This is a genomic window from Micromonospora sp. NPDC047756 (genome assembly GCF_055587245.1).
In genome coordinates, this window is sequence record NZ_JBVJGQ010000001.1 from 714,819 (window position 1) to 733,964 (window position 19,146).

At 71.4% G+C, this 19,146-nt stretch carries 22 protein-coding genes and 3 tRNA genes; 15 read left to right on the forward strand and 10 right to left on the reverse strand.

The window, feature by feature from the left end; genetic code table 11:
- Positions 1-63 precede the first annotated feature (63 nt).
- The 8 genes from ACZ6NZ_RS03335 (at position 64) to ACZ6NZ_RS03370 (ending at position 5,646) form a co-directional block, all read left to right on the forward strand.
- Positions 64-1,206, forward strand: coding sequence for a polyprenyl synthetase family protein (locus tag ACZ6NZ_RS03335; RefSeq protein WP_465855342.1), 1,143 nt, complete (start codon positions 64-66; stop codon positions 1,204-1,206).
- Positions 1,207-1,234: 28 nt separating this feature from the next.
- Entirely contained in the window at positions 1,235-2,716 is a 1,482-nt protein-coding gene (gene crtI / locus ACZ6NZ_RS03340) for a phytoene desaturase family protein (protein ID WP_465855344.1), read from the forward strand.
- A complete protein-coding gene (idi, locus tag ACZ6NZ_RS03345) occupies positions 2,713-3,333 on the forward strand; it encodes an isopentenyl-diphosphate Delta-isomerase (protein ID WP_465855346.1) in 621 nt (206 codons plus the stop codon). Before crtI ends, idi begins: the two co-directional genes overlap by 4 nt.
- Positions 3,323-4,267 carry a MerR family transcriptional regulator gene (locus ACZ6NZ_RS03350; protein ID WP_465855348.1) on the forward strand — a complete coding sequence of 315 codons (945 nt, stop codon included), beginning with the start codon at positions 3,323-3,325 and terminating at the stop codon, positions 4,265-4,267. The genes idi and ACZ6NZ_RS03350 overlap by 11 nt, the downstream gene beginning before the upstream one ends.
- 75 nt (positions 4,268-4,342) lie before the next feature.
- Positions 4,343-5,122: a polysaccharide deacetylase family protein gene (locus ACZ6NZ_RS03355; protein ID WP_465855350.1), complete on the forward strand. Its 780-nt coding sequence runs from the start codon at positions 4,343-4,345 to the stop codon at positions 5,120-5,122.
- Between the two features lie 154 nt (positions 5,123-5,276).
- Positions 5,277-5,349 (forward strand) — tRNA-Glu (locus tag ACZ6NZ_RS03360).
- A gap of 52 nt (positions 5,350-5,401) precedes the next feature.
- Positions 5,402-5,475: transfer RNA gene (locus ACZ6NZ_RS03365), tRNA-Asp, on the forward strand.
- Positions 5,476-5,572: 97 nt separating this feature from the next.
- Positions 5,573-5,646 (forward strand) — tRNA-Phe (locus ACZ6NZ_RS03370).
- Positions 5,647-6,091: 445 nt separating this feature from the next.
- On the opposite strand, the gene ACZ6NZ_RS03375 is transcribed toward ACZ6NZ_RS03370, so the two are convergent.
- Positions 6,092-7,117 carry a hypothetical protein gene (locus ACZ6NZ_RS03375; RefSeq protein WP_465855352.1) on the reverse strand — a complete coding sequence of 342 codons (1,026 nt, stop codon included), beginning with the start codon at positions 7,115-7,117 and terminating at the stop codon, positions 6,092-6,094.
- Positions 7,118-7,273: 156 nt separating this feature from the next.
- On the opposite strand from ACZ6NZ_RS03375, the gene ACZ6NZ_RS03380 reads away from it, so the two are divergent.
- On the forward strand, positions 7,274-7,801 hold the full coding sequence (locus tag ACZ6NZ_RS03380; protein ID WP_465855354.1) for an SRPBCC family protein: 528 nt from the start codon (positions 7,274-7,276) through the stop codon (positions 7,799-7,801).
- 12 nt (positions 7,802-7,813) lie between these two features.
- On the opposite strand, the gene ACZ6NZ_RS03385 is transcribed toward ACZ6NZ_RS03380, so the two are convergent.
- Positions 7,814-8,518, reverse strand: a complete 705-nt coding sequence (locus ACZ6NZ_RS03385) for a DUF2786 domain-containing protein (RefSeq protein WP_366606021.1) — start codon at positions 8,516-8,518, stop codon at positions 7,814-7,816.
- 129 nt (positions 8,519-8,647) lie between these two features.
- Between ACZ6NZ_RS03385 and ACZ6NZ_RS03390 the strand changes: the two genes are divergently transcribed.
- Positions 8,648-9,088, forward strand: coding sequence for a hypothetical protein (locus tag ACZ6NZ_RS03390; RefSeq protein ID WP_366606023.1), 441 nt, complete (start codon positions 8,648-8,650; stop codon positions 9,086-9,088).
- A 57-nt stretch (positions 9,089-9,145) separates the two neighbouring features.
- Here ACZ6NZ_RS03390 and ACZ6NZ_RS03395 read toward each other — a convergent pair whose 3' ends face one another.
- On the reverse strand, positions 9,146-9,535 hold the full coding sequence (locus tag ACZ6NZ_RS03395; protein WP_465855356.1) for a hypothetical protein: 390 nt from the start codon (positions 9,533-9,535) through the stop codon (positions 9,146-9,148).
- Positions 9,536-9,690: 155 nt separating this feature from the next.
- On the opposite strand from ACZ6NZ_RS03395, the gene ACZ6NZ_RS03400 reads away from it, so the two are divergent.
- Positions 9,691-11,037, forward strand: a complete 1,347-nt coding sequence (locus ACZ6NZ_RS03400; RefSeq protein WP_465855358.1) for an ABC transporter substrate-binding protein — start codon at positions 9,691-9,693, stop codon at positions 11,035-11,037.
- A 67-nt stretch (positions 11,038-11,104) separates the two neighbouring features.
- Here the strand turns inward: ACZ6NZ_RS03400 and ACZ6NZ_RS03405 are convergent, their stop codons facing one another.
- Together ACZ6NZ_RS03405 and ACZ6NZ_RS03410 are read right to left on the reverse strand one after the other, a co-directional pair.
- Complete coding sequence (locus ACZ6NZ_RS03405; RefSeq protein WP_465855360.1) at positions 11,105-11,848, reverse strand: enoyl-CoA hydratase/isomerase family protein; 744 nt, start codon at positions 11,846-11,848, stop codon at positions 11,105-11,107.
- Between the two features lie 52 nt (positions 11,849-11,900).
- On the reverse strand, positions 11,901-12,758 hold the full coding sequence (locus ACZ6NZ_RS03410) for a 3-hydroxyacyl-CoA dehydrogenase family protein (RefSeq protein WP_465855362.1): 858 nt from the start codon (positions 12,756-12,758) through the stop codon (positions 11,901-11,903).
- A 177-nt stretch (positions 12,759-12,935) separates the two neighbouring features.
- Here ACZ6NZ_RS03410 and ACZ6NZ_RS03415 point away from each other — a divergent pair, with 177 nt between their 5' ends.
- Positions 12,936-13,223, forward strand: coding sequence for a hypothetical protein (locus ACZ6NZ_RS03415; RefSeq protein WP_238660820.1), 288 nt, complete (start codon positions 12,936-12,938; stop codon positions 13,221-13,223).
- A gap of 54 nt (positions 13,224-13,277) precedes the next feature.
- On the opposite strand, the gene ACZ6NZ_RS03420 is transcribed toward ACZ6NZ_RS03415, so the two are convergent.
- Positions 13,278-14,057, reverse strand: coding sequence for a class I SAM-dependent methyltransferase (locus tag ACZ6NZ_RS03420; RefSeq protein ID WP_465855365.1), 780 nt, complete (start codon positions 14,055-14,057; stop codon positions 13,278-13,280).
- A gap of 54 nt (positions 14,058-14,111) precedes the next feature.
- On the opposite strand from ACZ6NZ_RS03420, the gene ACZ6NZ_RS03425 reads away from it, so the two are divergent.
- Positions 14,112-14,501, forward strand: a complete 390-nt coding sequence (locus tag ACZ6NZ_RS03425) for a PPOX class F420-dependent oxidoreductase (protein WP_357206845.1) — start codon at positions 14,112-14,114, stop codon at positions 14,499-14,501.
- 98 nt (positions 14,502-14,599) lie between these two features.
- Here ACZ6NZ_RS03425 and ACZ6NZ_RS03430 read toward each other — a convergent pair whose 3' ends face one another.
- Both ACZ6NZ_RS03430 and ACZ6NZ_RS03435 read right to left on the reverse strand, forming a co-directional pair.
- The gene (locus ACZ6NZ_RS03430) at positions 14,600-14,809 is read right to left on the reverse strand and encodes a BldC family transcriptional regulator (RefSeq protein ID WP_007073996.1); all 210 of its coding nucleotides are present in this window, start codon (positions 14,807-14,809) and stop codon (positions 14,600-14,602) included.
- Between the two features lie 250 nt (positions 14,810-15,059).
- Complete coding sequence (locus tag ACZ6NZ_RS03435) at positions 15,060-15,899, reverse strand: DUF8083 family protein (protein ID WP_366606034.1); 840 nt, start codon at positions 15,897-15,899, stop codon at positions 15,060-15,062.
- Between the two features lie 193 nt (positions 15,900-16,092).
- On the opposite strand from ACZ6NZ_RS03435, the gene ACZ6NZ_RS03440 reads away from it, so the two are divergent.
- Positions 16,093-17,175: a Glu/Leu/Phe/Val family dehydrogenase gene (locus ACZ6NZ_RS03440; protein WP_145796214.1), complete on the forward strand. Its 1,083-nt coding sequence runs from the start codon at positions 16,093-16,095 to the stop codon at positions 17,173-17,175.
- A 303-nt stretch (positions 17,176-17,478) separates the two neighbouring features.
- Complete coding sequence (locus ACZ6NZ_RS03445; protein ID WP_124821603.1) at positions 17,479-17,694, forward strand: DUF3073 domain-containing protein; 216 nt, start codon at positions 17,479-17,481, stop codon at positions 17,692-17,694.
- Between the two features lie 136 nt (positions 17,695-17,830).
- Here the strand turns inward: ACZ6NZ_RS03445 and amcA are convergent, their stop codons facing one another.
- Both amcA and amcB read right to left on the reverse strand, forming a co-directional pair.
- Positions 17,831-18,058, reverse strand: coding sequence for a multiple cyclophane-containing RiPP AmcA (amcA, locus tag ACZ6NZ_RS03450; RefSeq protein ID WP_366606039.1), 228 nt, complete (start codon positions 18,056-18,058; stop codon positions 17,831-17,833).
- The gene (gene amcB, locus ACZ6NZ_RS03455) at positions 18,027-19,130 is read right to left on the reverse strand and encodes a cyclophane-forming radical SAM peptide maturase AmcB (protein WP_465855925.1); all 1,104 of its coding nucleotides are present in this window, start codon (positions 19,128-19,130) and stop codon (positions 18,027-18,029) included. The genes amcA and amcB overlap by 32 nt, the downstream gene beginning before the upstream one ends.
- Positions 19,131-19,146 lie beyond the last annotated feature (16 nt).

Below are 19,146 nucleotides of genomic sequence, written 5' to 3' on the forward strand. Positions count from 1 at the left end.
GGCCCTCCTCCATTATCGACGCACCAATCGACGCAACTCGTAGCCTAGGGTACGCTCAGCCGCATGGCCAACGACGCAGTTGCGGGCAACGTGACCCGCGTGGCGCCGGCAGGGCCGGGCGACGGAGACGATCCGGTCCGCGCCGTTCTGGCTGCTTATACCCACGATCTGGTCACGGCGGTCGATGAAACCCTCGACATCTTCCTCACCGCCGAGGTCGACACCCTCAACGAGATCGACGCGTCGATGGGCAGCTTCGCCGCCACCGCGCGGGAAGCCGTCCTGACCGGCGGCAAGCGGATCCGGTCCACGTTCGCCTACTGGGGCTGGCGGGGGGCCGTCGGCGGCACCGCGGCGCTGCCACCGGTGCTGCCCGCGCTGGCCGCGCTCGAACTGCTGCACACCTTCGCGCTGGTGCACGACGACGTGATGGACGCGTCCACCACCCGCCGTGGCCGCCCCACCGCCCACATCGCGCTCGCCGAACAGCACGTGGCCGCCGGCCACCGGGGAGATCCCGGCCGGTTCGGTGAGGCCGTCGCCGTGCTCATCGGCGACCTCTGCATGGTCTGGGCCGACCAGTTGCTGGCCCACGCCTCGGTGCCGTCGACCCGGCTCTTCGAGGTGCGCCGCTGCTACGACCAGATGCGGGTCGAGACGGTCGCCGGGCAGTATCTCGACGTGCTCGGCGAGAACGACCCGGCCAGCTGGTCGGTCGACCGGGCGCTGCGGGTGGCCCGCTACAAGACCGCCAGCTACACCGTCCAGCGACCACTGCTCTTCGGCGCCTGCCTGGCCGGGGTGCCCGCCGACGACCCGCTGGTCTCCGCGTACACCCGCTATGGCCTGGCTGTCGGCGAAGCGTTCCAGCTCCGCGACGACCTGCTCGGCGTCTACGGCGACCCGGCGGCCACCGGCAAGCCGGCCGGGGACGACCTGCGCACCGGCAAGCCGACCACGCTGCTCACGCTGGCCCGTGAGCTGGCCACCCCGGCCCAGCTCGCGGCGTTGGAGCGGGCCGCCGACGGGTCGGTCGACACACTCGCCGAGCTGGTCGCCGAGACCGGCGCGGTGACCCGGGTGGAGCAGATGATCGCCGAGCGGGTCAGCGACGCGCTGGCCGCGCTCGACGCCGCACCCGTGGACCAGACGGCGCGGACAGCGTTGACCGGGCTGGCCACCGCCGCTGCCAACCGGCGGGCCTGATGAGCGACTTGAGCGAGGAGATGGTCACGTGCGGACGGTGACAGGACGGACGGACCGGGTGGTGGTCGTCGGGGCCGGGCTGGGCGGGCTCGCCTGCGCGCTGCACCTGGCCGGCAGCGGTCGACAGGTGACGGTGCTGGAACGCGAGCCGGTGCCCGGCGGGCGGGCCGGACGCCTCGGCGTGGACGGCTACGAGTTCGACACCGGCCCGACCGTGCTCACCATGCCCGACCTGATCGCCGAGGCGCTCGGCGCGGTCGGCGAGGAGCTGCACGACTGGCTGGACCTGACCCCGCTCGACCCCGCCTACCGGGCGTACTACCCGGACGGCTCGACCCTCGACGTGCTCACCGACACCACCCGGATGGCGGCCGAGATCTCCCGGGTCTGCGGGCCCCGCGAGGCCGACGGCTACCTGCGGTTCGTCGAGTACGCGCGAGAGCTGTGGCGGCTGGAGCGCACCGACTTCATCGAGCGCAACCTGGACGCGCCGACCGACCTGATCACCGGCAACCTGCTCAAACTGCTCAGCGGCGGGGCCTTCCGACGCCTCCAAACGAAGATCAACCAGTTCTTCCGGGACCCGCGTACCCAGCGGATCTTCTCCTTCCAGGCGATGTACGCCGGCCTCGCGCCACACGACGCGCTGGCCATCTACGCGGTGATCGCGTACCTCGACTCGGTGGCCGGCGTCTACTTCCCACGCGGCGGCATCCACGCGGTCTCCAGGGCGATGGCCGGCGCCGCCGAGAAGCACGGCGTACAGATCCGGTACGACACCACGGTGACCCGGGTGGAGACCGTCAACGGCCGCGCCACCGGCGTGCTCACCGCCGACGGCGACCTGGTGCCGGCGGACGTGGTGGTGCTCAACCCCGACCTGCCGGTCGCCTACCGGGACCTGCTTCCCACCGCGCCGCAGCGCCGACTCACCTACTCGCCGTCCTGCGTCGTTCTGCACGTCGGCTCCCGACAGGCCTATGCGAAGATCGCCCACCACAACATCCATTTCGGTCGCGCGTGGAAGGGCACCTTCGATGAGGTCATCCGACGGGGTGAGCTGATGACCGATCCGTCGCTGCTGGTGACCAACCCCAGCCGGACCGACCCCGCGGTGGCCCCGCCGGATCGACACACCTACTACGTGCTCGCCCCGGTGCCCAACCTGCACCGGGCACCGTTCGAGTGGCGCGGCGACCTGACCCAGCGCTACACCGACCAGCTCATCGGCACCCTGGAGGAGCGCGGCTACGTCGGCTTCGCCGCCGGGGTCGAGGTGCTCCGGGCGATCACCCCCGCCGAGTGGGAGGAGCAGGGGATGGCCGCCGGCACCCCGTTCGCCGCCGCGCACACCCTCTTCCAGACCGGCCCGTTCCGCCCGTCCAACCTGCACCGCGACCTGTCGAACGTGGTCTTCGTCGGCTCCGGGACCCAACCCGGCGTCGGCGTACCGATGGTGCTCATCTCCGGCAAGCTCGCCGCCGGCCGGATCACCGGGGAAGGCCGATGAGCAGCCGTGAGAAGCACCTCGTCGAGCTCGTCGACGAGACCGGCACGGCCCACGGCGAGACGACCGTCGCGGCCGCGCACCAACCACCAGGGCAGCTGCACCGGGCCTTCTCGGTGTTGCTGGTGGACCCGGACGGCCAGGTGCTGCTCCAGCGCCGAGCCGCCGTCAAGACCCGGTTCCCGCTGCGCTGGGCCAACTCCTGCTGCGGCCACCCGCAGCCTGGCGAGTCGCTGGCCGAAGCGGCCAACCGACGGCTGAGCGAGGAGTTGGGCGCGGGCCCGGTCGAGTTGACCGAGGTCGGCGTCTACGTCTACTACGCCGAGGACCCGGCGACCGGTCGGGTCGAGTTCGAGTACGACCACGTGCTGCGCGGCGAGTTCCTGCCCGGCGCTCCACTGCTGCCCGACCCGGACGAGGTCGCCGAGCTGCGGTGGGCCGACCCCGCCGCGTTGGAGGCCGAGTTGAAGCTCGACCCCCGGTCGTACGCGCCCTGGTTGGGCGGGGTGGTGAACCGGCTGCTCCGCCCCGCGGAGTCCCGCTCGGGCGCGACCGGCCCGGCCATGATGCCGACCGGATCGGCGGCGGACGACACGGCGGAGCGGTCGGGTGGTCGATGAGGCGCTGAGCGCGGGCGCCGTCGCACGTCGGTTGGGGGTCGCGGTGACGACCCTCCGCACCTGGCACCAGCGCTACGGGCTCGGGCCCAGCGAACACATCCCCGGCCACCACCGCCGGTACACACCCACCGATCTGGCCCGTCTCGAAATCATGCGACGGCTCACCGCCGAGGGGGTGAGCCCCGCCGAGGCGGCCCGCTGGGCCCGCCAGGCACCCGACCCGATGCCCAACGGCACCGTCGCCCCCGCCCGGGTCCACCCGACCGGCCGGGACGGCGGCGGCTCCATCCCGGTCGGCCGCGCCGGTCCGGCAGCCCGCGGCCTGGCCCGCGCCGCCATGCGACTGGACCCGTCGGCGATCAGCGAGACGATCGCGCACGCCCTGGCCACCAGCGGGGTCGTGGCCACCTGGGAGGGCCTGCTGCGTCCGGTGCTCGCCGGCATCGGCGAACGGCACGCCGCCACCGCCGGCCTGATCGAGGTGGAACACCTGATGTCCCGCTGCGTCTCGGAGGCGCTCGCGGCGGCCAGCCGGGCCAACGTCCCCAGCGGGCCGGCCCGGATCCTGCTCTCCTGCTCGGACGAGGAACAGCACACGCTGCCGCTGGAGGCGTTGGCGGCAGCTCTCGCGGAGGCCGGCGTCAGCTACCGGATGCTCGGCGCCCGGGTGCCGGTGGCCGCTCTCGTCGAGGCGGTCAACCGGACCGGACCGGCCGCCGTGGTGCTCTGGTCGCATACCCGGGCCACCGCCGACCCGACCCAACTCAGCGCGCTGCTCGCTGCCCCCCGGCGCCCGTTGCTGGTGCTCGCCGCCGGCCCCGGCTGGCGAGCCGACACGCTGCCCGCCGGGGTGGTGCGGCCGGTCGACCTGGCCGAGGCGGTCTCGCTCTCCGCCGCCGTCCGCGACTCCCTGGACCAGTCGAGGCGTGATTGATCGCACTGTCGCCGAATCGCGGCGTGAACTACCGTCGTGCGGGTCCGCCTACCCCGACCCTCCGGGAGCGAGCAGATGCAAGCCCGCGCCATCCTGGCGTCCGTCCTCGCCGTGGCGCTGCTCCTGTCCGGCTGCGCCCAGCCACACCGCACCATCACGCCCGCCGCCGCGCCGAAGCCGGTGGAATCGAAGACACCCACCCCGACGCCGCACCCCAGCGTCAGCAAGCCGGCCAAGCCGCCACTGCGGCCGCTGCCGGCCAAGCTCCCCTCCGGCCTGGGGCGCAACACCGGCGTACGCCCGGTGGCCCTGACGTTCGACGACGGGCCCAGCCCGGCCTGGACGCCCAAGGTGCTCGACCAGTTGAAGGCCGCCAAGGTGACAGCGACCTTCTGCGTCGTCGGTCGCGAGGCACAGCGTCACCCGGAGTTGATCCGGCGGATCGTCCGGGAGGGACACCAGCTCTGCAACCACAGCTGGCAACACGACCTCCAGCTTGCCCGTCGACCCCTCGGCGAGATCCGGGCCGACCTGGAGCGCACCAACAAGGCCATCCAGAAGGCCGTTCCGGGCGCGAAGGTGTCGTTCTATCGGCAGCCCGGCGGCCGGTGGACGGCGGAGGTGGTCAGGGTGGCCAAGGAGCTCGGCATGCGTCCGCTGCACTGGTCGGTCGACCCGCAGGACTGGGACAAGCCGACCGCGGCCACGATCGGCAAGCGAATCCACGCCGCCAGCCGCCCCGGCGCGATCGTTCTCCTGCACGACGGGGGCGGAAATCGGGCCGCGACGCTCGCCGCGTGCCCGAAGGTGATCGCCGACCTGAAGAAGCGCTTCGGCATCACCCGACTCCGCTAGCACCGCTCTGACCTGCAGTTATGACCCGCCCTAAGCCCTTGCCGACACCGATTTTGTCGACCGACGGAGCATCACGTATGCTTTCGAAGCCTCCGGCGGGGCCGGATGGGAGCAAGTCCGCTTGAAGTTGCGAGTGTGCAATGATGGCGGGGCCGCCCTCATCGTCTAGCGGCCCAGGACGCCGCCCTTTCAAGGCGGTAGCACGGGTTCGAATCCCGTTGGGGGCACGACCGGCGCAAGCCGGAGCAAGGCCGGCGCAAGCCGGAGCAACACAAGCTAGGTCCTGTGGAGCAGTTGGAGTGCTCGCCGCCCTGTCAAGGCGGAGGTCGCGGGTTCAAGTCCCGTCAGGACCGCAGCGCTGACGCCGCGCCCCGCGCGGCGTTCTGCGTATCGGAGCAGGTTGCCTTGCCGCCGGTTCGTCCGGTTGCCGGGTAACATGTGCCGAGACAGGGCCAGGTAGCTCAGTTGGTACGAGCGTCCGACTGAAAATCGGAAGGTCGGCGGTTCGACCCCGCCCCTGGCCACATAGCCTTTCGCCGGGCTACAGAGGTCCCCACCAGCGAATACGCAGGTGGGGATCTTGCTGTTTCCGCCATTTCCCCGAACCCGGGCTGCGCGACTGTGCCGACGTCAGCCTCACCCCGGCATCGCGACGCGCAACGGGACCCCGGCATCGCTATACGGCTCGCGACATCGCCGCCACCTCCAAGATCGTGCTCGATCCAGGAGAGAGTGGTCTCGGACTGCGGACGAGGCCACTGCATCAAGGATCGAGCACGATCTTGCGGGAAAGCATGGCCGGGCGACGCGCCGGACCACACCTGCGAGCGGCAGCCCGCGCACTATCAGGGAAAGTGCGGCCTCCCGACCGGCTGAGGCAGCACCTTCCCTGACATTGCTCGGATCTTGGCGCCCTTCGCGTGGCCACCAGTCGGAAACACGCCCTGCTCGACCGGGACCGGTGCCTCGTCAGTGGTCGCGGCGGCCCGGCGGACGATGCTGGGCCACGCTGCCCTGGATCGCCTCCCACACGCTGCGTCCGGCTTCTCGCAGCGTCTCCCCCGCCTGCTCGGCGAACTGGGCTGCGGTCTGCGCCGCGCTCGGCAGACCACCGTCGCCGCCACCGGAAGACGGGCTCGGACCCGACCCATCCGACTGCTTGCGGGCCTCTTCGGTGCGACCCGGACGCTCGTGCCGCTGACCTTCCGAGCCCTGGGCAGCCGGCGGGCCGGCCTCTGACTCACGGCCCTTCGAACGCTGACCCTCGGCACGTTGGCCCTGCGGCTGCGCCTGGTCGGCCGGCCCTGGGCCGCCGGCTCGCGGTCCAGGACCGCCGGCACCCGGTCCCGAGCCGACCGGACCAGCCTCGGACCGACCCGCATCCGGTCGACCAGCATCCGACCGACCAGGCCCAGGCTGATCCAGCTCCGGCTGCTCCAGACCATGGCGATCGGGACCCGACCGGCCAGCGACCGATGGCCGACCTGAACGAGTCCGATCGGAGCCCAGTCGGTCGCGGTCGGCCACCGGGCTGGCCGCGCCGACCTGCCGGCTCGGCTCGTCGCGGACGTCGTCCGAGCGTCGACTCGATGCCTTGATCTCCGCTGCTCCTGCGGCCAGCTGCTGGCCGCCGCGGTTCACGTCGTCGACGGCGGCGCCGGCGGTACGCGCGAGCATCTCGATGATGTGTGGGTTGTGGTCGAGCGTGTCGAGCGCGCGGCCCAGGATCGTGGTCAACTGCTCCAACCGCACCCGTAGCTGCGCCTCGGCGTTCACCCCGTCGATGTTCAACTCGCCGCCGTTGAGGCGCACCCGTACGCCGGCGTCGACCTGGAGCAGGTTGGCCACCCGGGCCCGCAGCGACAGGTCGGCCTCCAGGCCGTCGACCGCCAGTCGGATGGAGTCGACGGTGACCTTCGGAACGTCGAGCAGGACGTCCGGGTCTGCGTCGTCGACGGTCCGGTCCGGCCCTCGTTGCTGCGCGTTCTCGCTCATGATCTCCCGCCCACCCGCACGAAGGTCCCGGTCGTCCGCGCGGTTACCCGCTTTCCGGCCGGGCATCCCGTCGGTGACGACTTGACGACCCTCTGTCTGGAACCGGGCACCGCGCGAAGCTGCACACCGAGGCATCAGCCGGTATGGTCCGGGCCTATGGGACAGGAATTGACTGATCCGGCCGACATCCGGCAGGACGTCGGCCAGTTCTCTCTCCGGTGCAGCCTTCTCGTCCCGGGTGCCGCCGAGCACGCATTCGCGGTCTTCAGCGACGAGCTGACCGACTGGTGGGTCACCGAATACACCTGGTCCGGCCCGGCCGCACTGGCCGAGCTGGGCATGGAGCCCCGGGCCGGGGGAATGCTCTACGAGATCGGCCCGTACGGTTTCCGGGCCGACTGGGGCCGGGTGCTCACCTGGGATCCGCCCCGCCGACTGGTCTTCGCGTGGCAGATCGGCCCCGACCGGGCACCGGTGCCGGACCCAGCCCGCGCGAGCGAGGTCGAGGTGCTGTTCCATGCCGAGGGGCCGGAACAGACCCGGCTCGAACTGGAGCACCGGCACTTCGACCGGCACGGCGAGGCCGCCGAGGGTTACCGCAAGGCGCTCACGGCCGGCTGGCACGAGCTGCTCACCCGCTACGTCGCCACGGTGTCGCGCCATCGCCCCAGCACGGCGGCCTGACGGCCTACCGGGTCACCGGCCGAGCCGCCGACCGGCGGCGGCGCCGTCGAGGTCCCGACCACCGAGGTTCGCGCGTTCGCCGGCCTCCGCCCCCGCGCCGAAGCCGGTGCCGCCCAACCGACGTGGCGGTGCCGTCCGTAGCCGCGGGTACTCCTCGGTGAGCCGGCGCTGCACCCGGTCGGAACGGTCGGCCAGCACCAGCGCCACCGACGGGGTGCCCGACTCGCTGGCCGCCGCCGACTCTGCTGCCCAGAGCCGGCCTCCAATCACCTCCGCGAAGCCGGCCAGCCAGGAGCGGCGGAAGGCGGCGGGGTGGTCGTCGGCGGGCACCTCGGTGGCGGCCAGGCCGTGGGCCGCCTGCACGAGCAGTGAGGTGAAGAGCAGGTCGACCCGTTCCAGGTCACTGGCGAAGCCGAAGAGGTGCAGGGTGAAGCCGTTGCCCTGTCGACGGCGTACGCAGCGGCAGCGCAGCGGCTCGGCCACCGCGGCCAGCAGGCCGACCTTGTCGCGGGCGTACGGGGCGACGACGTCCAGCACCCGATCGCCGACCGGGTCGGTGGTCGGGTCCCGGGCGGCGAGCAGCGCCCGGTCGACGCCGTAGCGGGCGATCAGCTCGGTCGCCTTGGCGGTGAACGCGGCGGACTCGGCCGGCGTGCAGGCCGGGTCCTCGGCCTGGGCCAACAGCTTGCGCACCTTGCTGAGCATGGCCTCGGACATGCCTAAAGAGCTACCACACGGGCCGGACATCACCGGGGCCGCGCGGCAATCAATCGATACGTATCATCGTCACGGCCAGATGATCAGTCCAATACGGACTGTTGACCAAATGATTGGAGGAACGAACGGATGCCATCCCCGACCGCTCGTCTGCTCGCCGTCGCCACGGCCATCGCTCTGCTCTCCGTCGGCATGCCCGCCCAGGCGGAGCCGACCACACCGACCACGCCGGTCAGCTCCGGGCCGAACCTGTTCGCCCCGCTCGCCACCTGTTACGGCGGGGCGGTCCGGTCGTACTTCGAGACCGGGCGCTACGGCGGCTCAGCCGGCCAGTACCGCACCACGACGCGCTGCCGCGACATCAACGTGCGCAACGCGAGCGTGTACGCCACCGACGCGTGCGTGATCTTCGTCGACAAGACGGGCGCCTGCAACTACTGGACCTACCTGCCGGCCAACTCGGGCTGGATCACGGTAGCCACCAATGTCCGGGACGGCGTCAACTTCCGGGTCCGCTTCGAGAACCTGCGGTACGAGTACGAACCGCTCATCGCGTACCACGCGTTCTGAGCGACCCGCACGGTCGCGGCGTCCGCCCCCCGACGGACGCCGCGACCCGGCGGGCGGTCACTCCGCGCGGCTGCGCAGGGTGGCGATCGTCGAACCGGCGAGGGTGAGCAGGCAGTCGGGGAGCAGCCCGTCGGCGGCCGCCGCGCCGAACAGCGCCTCACCGGTCGGCTCGTCCCGATTCGCGTACGCGCTGACGAAGCGGGCCACCCAGCGGGTGTCGTACCCGGCCTGGTCGATCCCCGGAAAGTCGAGCGCCGCTCCGCTGGCCGCCGGCGCGTCACCGAGCATCGTCGCGGCCAGGCACCAGGCGACGTCGTACGCGCCGTCCAGGCCGGCCCGGTCGACGACCGCGTCGAAGGCTCCCACCACCGCTTCTCCATCGCCGGTCAGCGCCGAACGGAGCACGGCGGTCGCGTCATCGAACGTCTGCTGTGGTAGGTCCGTCACGCAGCGCACAGTAGGACGGCCGGTCAAGCACCCCGGCAACCGTCACTGTCGGTGTTCAACGTGAGCTACCTGCGCATTACGCCGCCTCCACGGTCCCGCCGCCGGCCTCGGCACGCTAATGTGCGCAGCGGACCTTCGCCGGAGGAAGGACGACCATGTTCGTATCACGCCGCTCGCGGGTAGCCACACTGGCTGCCTGCGCGACGATCCTGCTCGCCACAAGCGCTTGCGGGGATGACAAGCCCGAAGAGGCCAGCGCCCAACAGGTGCGCCTCTACGGCACTGACGGCAACATGCTGAACTCCTATCCAGCGGAGTTGAAGGAACGGGCGAGTCTCGTCGACGGGATGAAGGGCACCACGCCCCTCGTGCCGCTGCCGGACGACTTCAAGGGCCGGCTACGGGCCGTCAATCCGGCGCTGACGGACTTCGTGTACTCCGCCGAGACGTACGACGCGGTGGTGATCGCCGTGCTCGCCGCCCAGTTGGCCGGGAGCACCGACCCGGCCGCCATCACCAAGCAGATCGTCGCCGTGACCAACGACGGGCAGCGCTGCGAAGACCCGGCGAGCTGTCTCGCGCTGGCCCGCAACGGGCAGGACATCGAGTACCGCGGTGTGTCGCTGACCCGGGCGGGCTTCACCGACAAGGGTGAGCCGGCCACCGCCAGCTACGCGACGCTGACCTTCGACGGGCAGCAGATCAACGACGGCAAGACCGAGTTCGTCGGCGCCGGCATCGAGTCGGCGGCGAGCACCAAGGCCCCGCCGAAGCCGAAGAAGCAGCGCCCGGGTGACGCCGCCGCCGACCAGGAGCCGCTGATCCTGGGCGGCCTGCTGCCGAAGACCGGTGACCTCTCGATCGCCTACCCGCCGATGGCCGCCGGCGCAGCGCTGGCGATCAAGGAGATCAACGCCGCTGGTGGCGCACTCGGCAAGCCGGTGACGTGGCTCGACGGCGACGACGGCACCAACCCGGCGGTGGCCAAGGCGACGGTCGCCAAGCACGTGACGGACGGCGTCAGCGTGATCATCGGTGCCGGCGGTTCGGGCATCTCCCGGGCGGTGCTGCCGGACGTGGTGCGGGCCGGGAAGATTCTCTTCTCCCCGTCCAACACCGACAGCAGCCTGACCGACGTCGAAGACGAGGGCCTCTACTTCCGTACCGCCCCGCCGGACAGCCTCCAGGGCCGGGCGCTGGCCGACGTGATCCTCCGCGACGGCTCACAGAAGATCGTCATCGTCGCCCGCAAGGACTCCTACGGTGAGGGTTTGCAGGGCACCGTCCGTGACGAGCTGGAGAAGGCCGGTATCGCCAACGACCGGCTCAAGCTGTTGACGTACGAGCCGCCGGCCGACGCGAAGGCCGCTCCGGTCGACTTCAGCGGCGGCGCGAAGGAGATCAAGGAATTCGGCGCGGACGCCGTACTGATCATCGGTTTCGGTGAGTCCGCCCAGGTGATCCGCGGGCTGGCCGACGCCGGGGTGCAGATCCGGCAGTAGGCAGGCTCGAAAACCACGACGGCCGCACCGGCTTCGCGCCGGTGCGGCCGTTTGCGCGTACGCGGGATCAGCGCGGCCGGCGGCGCTCCAGGAACTCGGTCATCCGGCGGTGCTTCTCATCGTCCTCGAAGAGCACCGCCTGGCTGACCAGGTCGAGGTGCGGGTGCGCGGCGGCCGGCGCGTCCACCGCCAACTTCGTCAGCCGCACCGCCAACGGTGAGCCCAGGGCGATCTCGTCCAGCAACGCGTCCGCCACCGTCAGCAGCTCGCCGGGCTCGTCCACCACCCGGTTCACCAGGCCGATCCGCAGCGCCTCCGCGGCGTCCACCCGCCGACCGGTGAAGAGCAGCTCCTTGGCCCGGCCCTCGCCGATCAACGCCGGCAGCCGGTGGGTCGCGCCGGCGCCGGCCAGGATGCCCAACCGCACCTCCGGTTGCCCGAAGACCGCCCGCGACGTGCACACCCGCAGATCGCAGGCGTACGCCAGCTCCGCGCCACCGCCCAACGCCGGGCCGTCGACGGCCGCCACGGTCGGCATCGGCAGCGCCCGGATGCGGGCGAAGGCGGCCGAGTTGATCGCGGCGAGGGCGTCTGTTCGACCCCGTTCGCGGAGCTGGCCGATGTCGGCGCCGCCGGCGAAGATGCCCGACGCGCCACCGGTGAGCAGCAACAGGCGAGGGCGGGCCTCCAACTCGGCGCAGACCTGGTGCAGCTCGGCGATCAGGTCGGCGTCGATGGCGTTGCGCTTCTCCGGACGGTCCAGGGTGACCACCAGCCGGTCCGGCCGCTCCTCGACCCGCAACCCGCTCACTCTGCCCACCTTCCGTTCGCGACTGCGGGGCTCGCCAGCTCACTCCTCGCGCTCACTGCTTGACCCCGCCTTCCCAGCGGTAGAAGCCCTGCCCGGACTTCTTGCCCAGCCGCCCGGCGGCCACCATCTCCACCAGCAGCGGCGGCGGCGCGAAGCGGTCCCCGTACGCGGCCTGAAGGGTGCGGGCGATGTCCAGCCGCACGTCGAGGCCGACCAGGTCGGTGAGCTCCAACGGCCCGATCGGGTGCCGGTAGCCGAGCACCATGGCCTTGTCGATGTCCGCCGGGCCGGCCACCTCGTCGGCGACCATCCGGATCGCCTCCAGCCCGAGGGTGACCCCGAGCCGGGAGGTGGCGAAGCCGGGCATGTCGCGTACGACGACGGGGTCCTTGCCGAGCCGGCCGGCGAGCGCGACGGCCGCGGCGGTGGTCTCCTCGGCGGTGGCCGGGCCGACCACGATCTCCAGCAGCGCCATCGCCCATACCGGGTTGAAGAAGTGCAGGCCGACGAAGCGCTCGGGCGCGTCCAGCCCGGCGGCCAGCGCCCCGATGGCGATGCTGGAGGTGTTGCTGCCCAGCAGTGCCGGACGCAGCGCGGCGGCGTCCCGAAGCACCGCACGCTTGAGGTCGAGGCGCTCCGGCACCGCCTCCACGATCACCTGGGGGGCGGGAACGACCTCGGCGAGGGTTGGACGCAGGGTCACCCGCTGCCGGTTCGTGGCGGCCTCGTCGGCGCTCAGCTTCCCGCGCTGCACCGCCCGCTCCCACAGCTCGGCGAGCCGGTTCAGCGCGGCCGCACCCCGCTCGGGGTTCACCTCGACCAACTCGACGGCGTGCCCGGCGTCGGCCGCCACGTACGCGATGCCAAGCCCCATCGTGCCGGCACCGACGACCACGAAACGATCGCTCATCACGCCTCCCTGTCCCGCCCGCCGACGCGCGGGGTCCCCGCTGCGCCGGCCCGGGTGTCCCGCCCGCTCCGCTCGCTCATGGTGCGACCCTAGACAGCACGACGACCCGGCCCATGCGTGGGGGAGCGCCGGATCGGGTAATGACGGCCCGTCAACCGAGGGAAGGACCGCATCGACATGAGCCAGGCACCGGAGAGCGTCACCGACGGGGAGACCGTGGAGACCCGAGGCGACGAGCGGGTCGAACTGCTGCGCGCCGACACCAACAACGACGGCAAGACCGACGTGTGGGTGGTCGACACCGACGGCGACGGCAAGGCGGACCTGTTCCAGTTCGACACCGACGGTGACGGCAAGGTGGACATCACCATGGTCGACATCGACGAGGACGGCCAACCGGACGAGGTGGTCGACGGCGACGGCGGCCTGCCGCCCGAGCAGCTCCCCCCGACCGTCCAGGTCTGAGACGTACGGACGGCCCCCGCTCTCCGCCCGGCGGTGAGCGGGGGCCGTCGGCGTTCAGTCGACGAGGCGCAGGGTGGCCAGGTAGTAGGGGGCGTCACGGTCGTCCACATCGGCGAGCCGCCAACCGGTGCCGTGCACCAGGCTGGCGAACTCGTCCGCCGAGCAGACCAGGTAGTCGAACCACTCGGTGCTCAACTCGCGGTAGCGCAGCCGCAGCCGCAGCTGGCCACCGAACCGGCCGCGTCGTCGGTTGCGCTCGTGGTAGCCGGTGTGCACCGGGTCGCGGGTGCCGTACGGGTCGGTGCCCTGCGCGATGATCTGCGCGCCCGGTCGGGCCAGCGCGGCCAGCGCGGCCAGGAACTCGGGGGCACGCTCGCGTCCCTCGAACAGCCCGAGGTTGTTGCCGAGCAGCAGGAACGTGTCGTACCGCGACCCGTCGGCGACGTGCGTGTCGACGGTGCCGTGCACCAGCCGCCGGACACCGCGACGCCGGCTCACCTCCAGCGCGCCGGCGGAGGTGTCCAACCCGGTGACCGGTACGCCGCGCTCCTGGAGCAGCAGCGCGATCCGGCCGGCTCCGGTGCCGATGTCCAGCGTCTCGCCGTGCGCCCGCTCCACCGCGCGGTGGTCGTACGGCTGCCACTCCGCCGGCCCGTCCAGGTAGTGGGCGGACGGGGCGCCGTTGATCAGACCGTCGTCCCGTTCGATGATCTCGATGACCGGCCGCGGTAGTCGGCCACCGACCAGGGGCCGGGGGCCCACCCCGGTGGCCACGGCGAGCGTGTCCCGCAGCAGTTCGCCGACCACGTCACCGATCTGGGGCTGCACCGTCACGACGTTCACGCTATCTGGCCACTCAGTGGCCCGTACCGGCCGTATCCTGGCGGCGTGACCATGCTGGACCGGCTGTCGGCCGAGAAGTACATCCTGCTCACGACCTTTCGCAAGGACGGTCGGGCGGTGCCGACGCCGGTCTGGGCGGTGCGCGACGGCGAGGCGTTGGCGGTCTGGACCCGGGCCGACTCCGGCAAGGTGAAGCGGATCCGCCGCAACGGCGAGGTGACCGTCGCCCCGTGCGACGTCCGGGGCCGACCACACGGGGCGGAGGTGCCAGCTCACGCGACGCTCTACGGAGGTGGCGACACCGGCCGGATCCGCGACCTGCTCAAGCACAAGTATCGCGTGATCGGTCGACTGAGTCTGCTGAGCAGCCGGTTGCGTCGCGGCGAGGGCGGCACCGTGGGCATCCGGGTGACGTTGGCCGAGCCACGGCGCTGACCCGGCGGCCCGACGCGCGGTCGGGGTCGTGCTCGCCGGGGCATACGAAAGGGGCGGCGGATCGAGATCCACCGCCCCTTTCGAAGAACTATTGCCGCTCAGTCGCCCTGCCGCTGCTGCGGGATCTGGCCCTGCAAGAGCGCCCTGACCTCCGACTCACGGTACCGACGGTGGCCACCCAGGGTGCGGATGGCACTGAGCTTGCCAGCCTTGGCCCACCGGGTCACCGTCTTCGGGTCGACCCGGAACATCGACGCCACCTCGGCCGGCGTGAGTAGCGGCTCTGGTTCGTGCGTTCGCGATGCCATCGGTCACTCCTCCACATGTATAGACATCGGCCGGGGTCCCGCCGGCCGACGCGTCTCCCATGGTCCGGCTAGTCCCCGATGTCCGACATGGGCCGAACGGATGAAGGTCCCTAGACGGACGGATGAACCATGCCCGATTTTTACGACTTTTACACGGCAGAAAGTACCTTATTAGGACTCATGATCACGGTTCGTGATGCGTCAACTACGAGCACAACTCACCTTGGGAGCGCTCCTAAGGCGATATGCCCTAGTTGCACCGCTCCAACAGCTGCACCGCGCGCCACCGTGCGACCAATTTGTCGTACGCGGCCGACGCCTCCTCGGCCTCGCCGCGCGACAGGCCCGCGAGGCCGCCGGCGACCAGTTCGGGCGAGTCGTCCGCGGCGAGCGTCTCGTCGGAGAGCAGGTCGACCAGGCCGCCGTAGTCCAGCTCGACCATGGACCGCGGATGGAACTCCTCCAGCCAGCGGGCCGCCTCCTCCACCGCCTCGGTGATCGGCGCCTCGCCCACCGACTTGCGCAGCACCGACAGCGCCCGCGACGAGCGGCGTCGAGCCTTGGAGATCTCGGTGCGGTAGCGCAACGCCCGCCGGCCCGGCTGGGTGACCAGGTCCCGCTCCGCCGGGTCGAAGAGCACGAACCACCGCAGCGGTACGCCCCAGGTGGCGATCTGCTCGTGCACCCGCGGCACCCCGTGCTCCAGCACCCGGGCGCCACTGCGCCAGTCCTCGACCACCGCCCTGGCCTGCCCGGCGAGCACCGGCGGCACGAAGGCGTCGGCGAGCACCGAGGGCACCCCGTCCCGGGCGCTGAGCGCCGCCTCAGCGACCCGGATGCGCAGGTTCCACGGGCAGACCAGCAGGCCGTCGTCCGTCTCCAGGACGTACGCCTCCTCCGGCAGGTCCGGCAGCCGGGTCCAGCCGGCGCCGAGCGCCTCGATCACCGCCGTCCGCTGCCGACCGGGCCCCTCGACCGGGGCGATCGCGCGCCCCTCCGAGACGTAGCGGCGCCAGTAGCTCTGCCGGTCCCGATCGAACGCGGCCAGCGGTTCGTACACGCGCAGGTAAGAAGCGAAGAGCGACGGCACCGCGCGATCCTCCCACGAACCACGCCCGTACGCGGTCAGCGGCCGGAGCACGCGCGCCGCACCGTGGGACGGCGGCGGCGCGTCGAGCGCCCGCCCGGCGGCCGATACTAGGCTCGATCACACCGGCAGCATCCCCGCCGGGGTCCACCAGGTCCGCGTCCCACAAGGACGCACACCACAGTAGGAGCCAACAATGGGCGTATTCGCGAGCACCGACGACCCGGTATCGACCGGTCACGAACAGGTCGTGTTCTGCCAGGACAAGCAGAGCGGCCTGAAGGCGATCATCGGGATCTACTCCACCGCGCTGGGCCCGGCACTCGGCGGCACCCGCTTCTACCCGTACGCGAGCGAGGACGACGCCCTCGCCGACGTGCTGGACCTGTCCCGCGGGATGGCGTACAAGAACGCGCTCGCCGGGCTGGACCTGGGCGGCGGCAAGGCCGTCATCTGGGGAGACCCGGAGCAGATCAAGAGCGAGGCGCTCCTGCGCGCGTACGGTCGCTTCGTGGAGTCGCTGGGCGGTCGCTACTACACCGCCTGTGACGTCGGCACGTACGTGGCGGACATGGACGTGGTGGCCCGGGAGACCCGCTACGTGACCGGGCGCAGCGTGGAGCACGGCGGCGCCGGTGACTCGTCGATCCTCACCGCCTGGGGTGTCTTCCAGGGGATGCGGGCCGCCGCCGAGCACGTGTGGGGCACTCCGAGCCTGCGGGGCCGGCGGGTCGGCGTGGCCGGGCTGGGCAAGGTCGGCAAGTACCTCACCGGGCACCTGCTGGAGGACGGCGCCGAGGTTGTCGCCACCGACGTCAACCCGAAGGCGCTGGCGTGGGTGCGCAGCAACCACCCTGAGGTCACCCTCGTCGACGACGCCAGCGCGCTGGTCGCCGCGGACATCGACGTGTACGCGCCGTGCGCGCTGGGTGGCGCCCTGAACGACGACACCGTGCCGGCGTTGCGCGCCAAGGTGGTCACCGGGGCGGCGAACAACCAGCTCGCTCACCCGGGCATCGAGAAGCTGCTGGCCGACCGGGGCATCCTCTACACCCCGGACTACGTGGTCAACGCGGGCGGCGTGATCCAGGTGGCCGACGAGATCGAGGGCTTCAACTTCGACCGGGCGAAGCTGCGGGCGACCCGCATCTACGACACCACCCGGGAGATCCTGCACCTGGCTGACGCGGAGGGCGTGCCCCCGGCGGTGGCGGCCGACCGGCTGGCGGAGCGGCGGATGGCGGACGTCGGCCGGCTGCGCGCGATCCACCTGCGCTGAGCGTCTCCCCGGGGGCGGGTCGACGAGATCCGCCTCCGGGCTCCGATGCCGGTCCGCGCTGGGTAAGCTGAGCCGGGGTCAATTTTTGATGCGGTTTGTCCGGTGTCACGGGTGCTAACCGTTCCGCCCCTTACCCGGTACACTGGGTGACGGTCGGATCGACGCGACGCGCAGAGCCGGCTGACGGTAACCCGAGGTGCCGAACGATGGCATCCCCATGTACCGTAAGAGCCACGAGAGATGCCTGACGTCATCGGGGCCCGCCTTCGGGCTGCCCCGCATTCTGTGCGAGGGGGTCGAGCCATGGGGCGCGGCCGTGCTAAGGCCAAGCAGACTAAGGTGGCGCGGGAGTTGAAGTACCACTCCCCGAACACCGACCTCACCGCTTTGCAGCGCGAACTGGCGGGTGCTGGTAAGTCTGAGCACCACTTCGACGACGACTCTAAAGAGTCCGTCGGCGATGATGATGAGGATCACGCTGACGACGACCCAGATCCCTGGGTCCGTCCGACCCGCTGACCTCTCGACGCAGCTGAGCACGCGGTAACCCCCGCGTGCTCACGCACGTCCCGTGCAGGTGCAGTCGCCGACGATCAGGGGCCTGGCCCGACCGGATCCACTCCGGCCGCTCGACAGGCCCCTGACAACGGCTCCCTCAGCGCGGGCGATTGTTCCAGTTGTAGAACGTCGGGATGTTCTCGAAGTGGTTCCAGGCGCAGACCGCGCTGGATCCTTCCCCGCCCGACACCTCCGAACGCAGCAGTCGTGCGTCCTCGGCCTCCTGGAGCAGTGCGACGAGCGCGGGAGCCGCGTCCCGCACCCGTTCGGTGACGCCGTCGTCCGCTTCGCGCTCAGGCCGCCGGTGACTGGTGGTCTCGGGCATGCTTCAACACTCCCTCCAATAGGCGGATCTTGCTGTTGCGGCAGTGCTCGGTCTCCGTACCGTCAAAACGCCCCAGTTCGAAGTAACGGTTGGCGGCATGGCCACCACCGCAGAAGCCGAAGTACGGGCACGACGCCCGACACGCCTCCACCCCGGCCAGGAACTCCCCCACCCACGGCGTCGCCGACGCGTCGGCGAGGATCTGTGCCAACGGGGTCGTCAGCACGTTGCCGCTGCTGAAGTCGCCGTAGCGGGGATCGCTGAACCCGGCCAACTCCGGGGAGAGCACGATCACCGAGCCGTCGTGACCGATCGTCGGGATCGGGTCCAGGTGGCGGGGCAGCACCCCGTCCGCCGAGTTGTCCAACACCGCCGCGGCGTACCGCAACGACCACTCGATCTCGCGGAGGTGGATCCGGGGCTCCCGGCGCCACGCTCCGACCAACTCCGCCCAGAACGCGGCCACCGCCGACGCGTCGTGGCGGTTGTCGCGGGTGTTGACCCCCTCGGTCTCCTCGATGTTGATGCCCAGCACGTCGCAGCCCAGCTCGAGGAAGTAGTCGTACAGCTCGGTGGCGAGCCCCGGCTCGGGCCGGGACACCACGGCCAGCGCGGAGAACGGCAGACCGCGCCGGCGCAGCACCGAGATGCCGTGCAGAATCCGGTCGTACGCCGGCTGACTGCCCCGGTTGACCCGGTCGCCGTTACGCGCCCGGGGCCCGTCGACGCTCACGCTCACCCGCATCTCGTGCCGGGCGAAGAAATCGCACCAGTCGTCGTCGATGAGGGTGGCGTTGGTCTGCACGTGGTGCTCGACCGCCGGCCCGAACGGGGCGATCAGATCGCCCAGGTGCTCTCGACCGGCGGCCAGGGGCTCACCGCCATGCCACACGACGGAGAACCGACCAGCCGCCGCCCACGGATCGACCGCGGCCGCGACCGCCTCGGCCACCGCCACCGGCATCCGGCGGTCGACGGCACGAAACGGCAGGTAGCAGTACGCGCAGTCGAGGTTGCAGAGGGTGGTGGGCTGCATGACGACGTACGACGGGACGGCGGCAAGGCCGCGCATCCCGCTGAACGACTGT

Excerpts from the sequence above, each read along its gene's own strand:
- ACZ6NZ_RS03335 (WP_465855342.1), top strand. The coding sequence starts at position 64 with ATGGCCAACGACGCAGTTGCGGGCAACGTGACCCGCGTGGCGCCGGCA.
- idi (WP_465855346.1), top strand. The coding sequence starts at position 2,713 with ATGAGCAGCCGTGAGAAGCACCTCGTCGAGCTCGTCGACGAGACCGGC.
- ACZ6NZ_RS03355 (WP_465855350.1), top strand. The coding sequence starts at position 4,343 with ATGCAAGCCCGCGCCATCCTGGCGTCCGTCCTCGCCGTGGCGCTGCTC.
- ACZ6NZ_RS03375 (WP_465855352.1), bottom strand. The coding sequence starts at position 7,117 with ATGAGCGAGAACGCGCAGCAACGAGGGCCGGACCGGACCGTCGACGAC.
- ACZ6NZ_RS03380 (WP_465855354.1), top strand. The coding sequence starts at position 7,274 with ATGGGACAGGAATTGACTGATCCGGCCGACATCCGGCAGGACGTCGGC.
- ACZ6NZ_RS03385 (WP_366606021.1), bottom strand. The coding sequence starts at position 8,518 with ATGTCCGAGGCCATGCTCAGCAAGGTGCGCAAGCTGTTGGCCCAGGCC.
- ACZ6NZ_RS03390 (WP_366606023.1), top strand. The coding sequence starts at position 8,648 with ATGCCATCCCCGACCGCTCGTCTGCTCGCCGTCGCCACGGCCATCGCT.
- ACZ6NZ_RS03400 (WP_465855358.1), top strand. The coding sequence starts at position 9,691 with ATGTTCGTATCACGCCGCTCGCGGGTAGCCACACTGGCTGCCTGCGCG.
- ACZ6NZ_RS03410 (WP_465855362.1), bottom strand. The coding sequence starts at position 12,758 with ATGAGCGATCGTTTCGTGGTCGTCGGTGCCGGCACGATGGGGCTTGGC.
- ACZ6NZ_RS03415 (WP_238660820.1), top strand. The coding sequence starts at position 12,936 with ATGAGCCAGGCACCGGAGAGCGTCACCGACGGGGAGACCGTGGAGACC.
- ACZ6NZ_RS03430 (WP_007073996.1), bottom strand. The coding sequence starts at position 14,809 with ATGGCATCGCGAACGCACGAACCAGAGCCGCTACTCACGCCGGCCGAG.
- ACZ6NZ_RS03440 (WP_145796214.1), top strand. The coding sequence starts at position 16,093 with ATGGGCGTATTCGCGAGCACCGACGACCCGGTATCGACCGGTCACGAA.
- ACZ6NZ_RS03445 (WP_124821603.1), top strand. The coding sequence starts at position 17,479 with ATGGGGCGCGGCCGTGCTAAGGCCAAGCAGACTAAGGTGGCGCGGGAG.
- amcA (WP_366606039.1), bottom strand. The coding sequence starts at position 18,058 with ATGCCCGAGACCACCAGTCACCGGCGGCCTGAGCGCGAAGCGGACGAC.
- amcB (WP_465855925.1), bottom strand. The coding sequence starts at position 19,130 with ATGCGCGGCCTTGCCGCCGTCCCGTCGTACGTCGTCATGCAGCCCACC.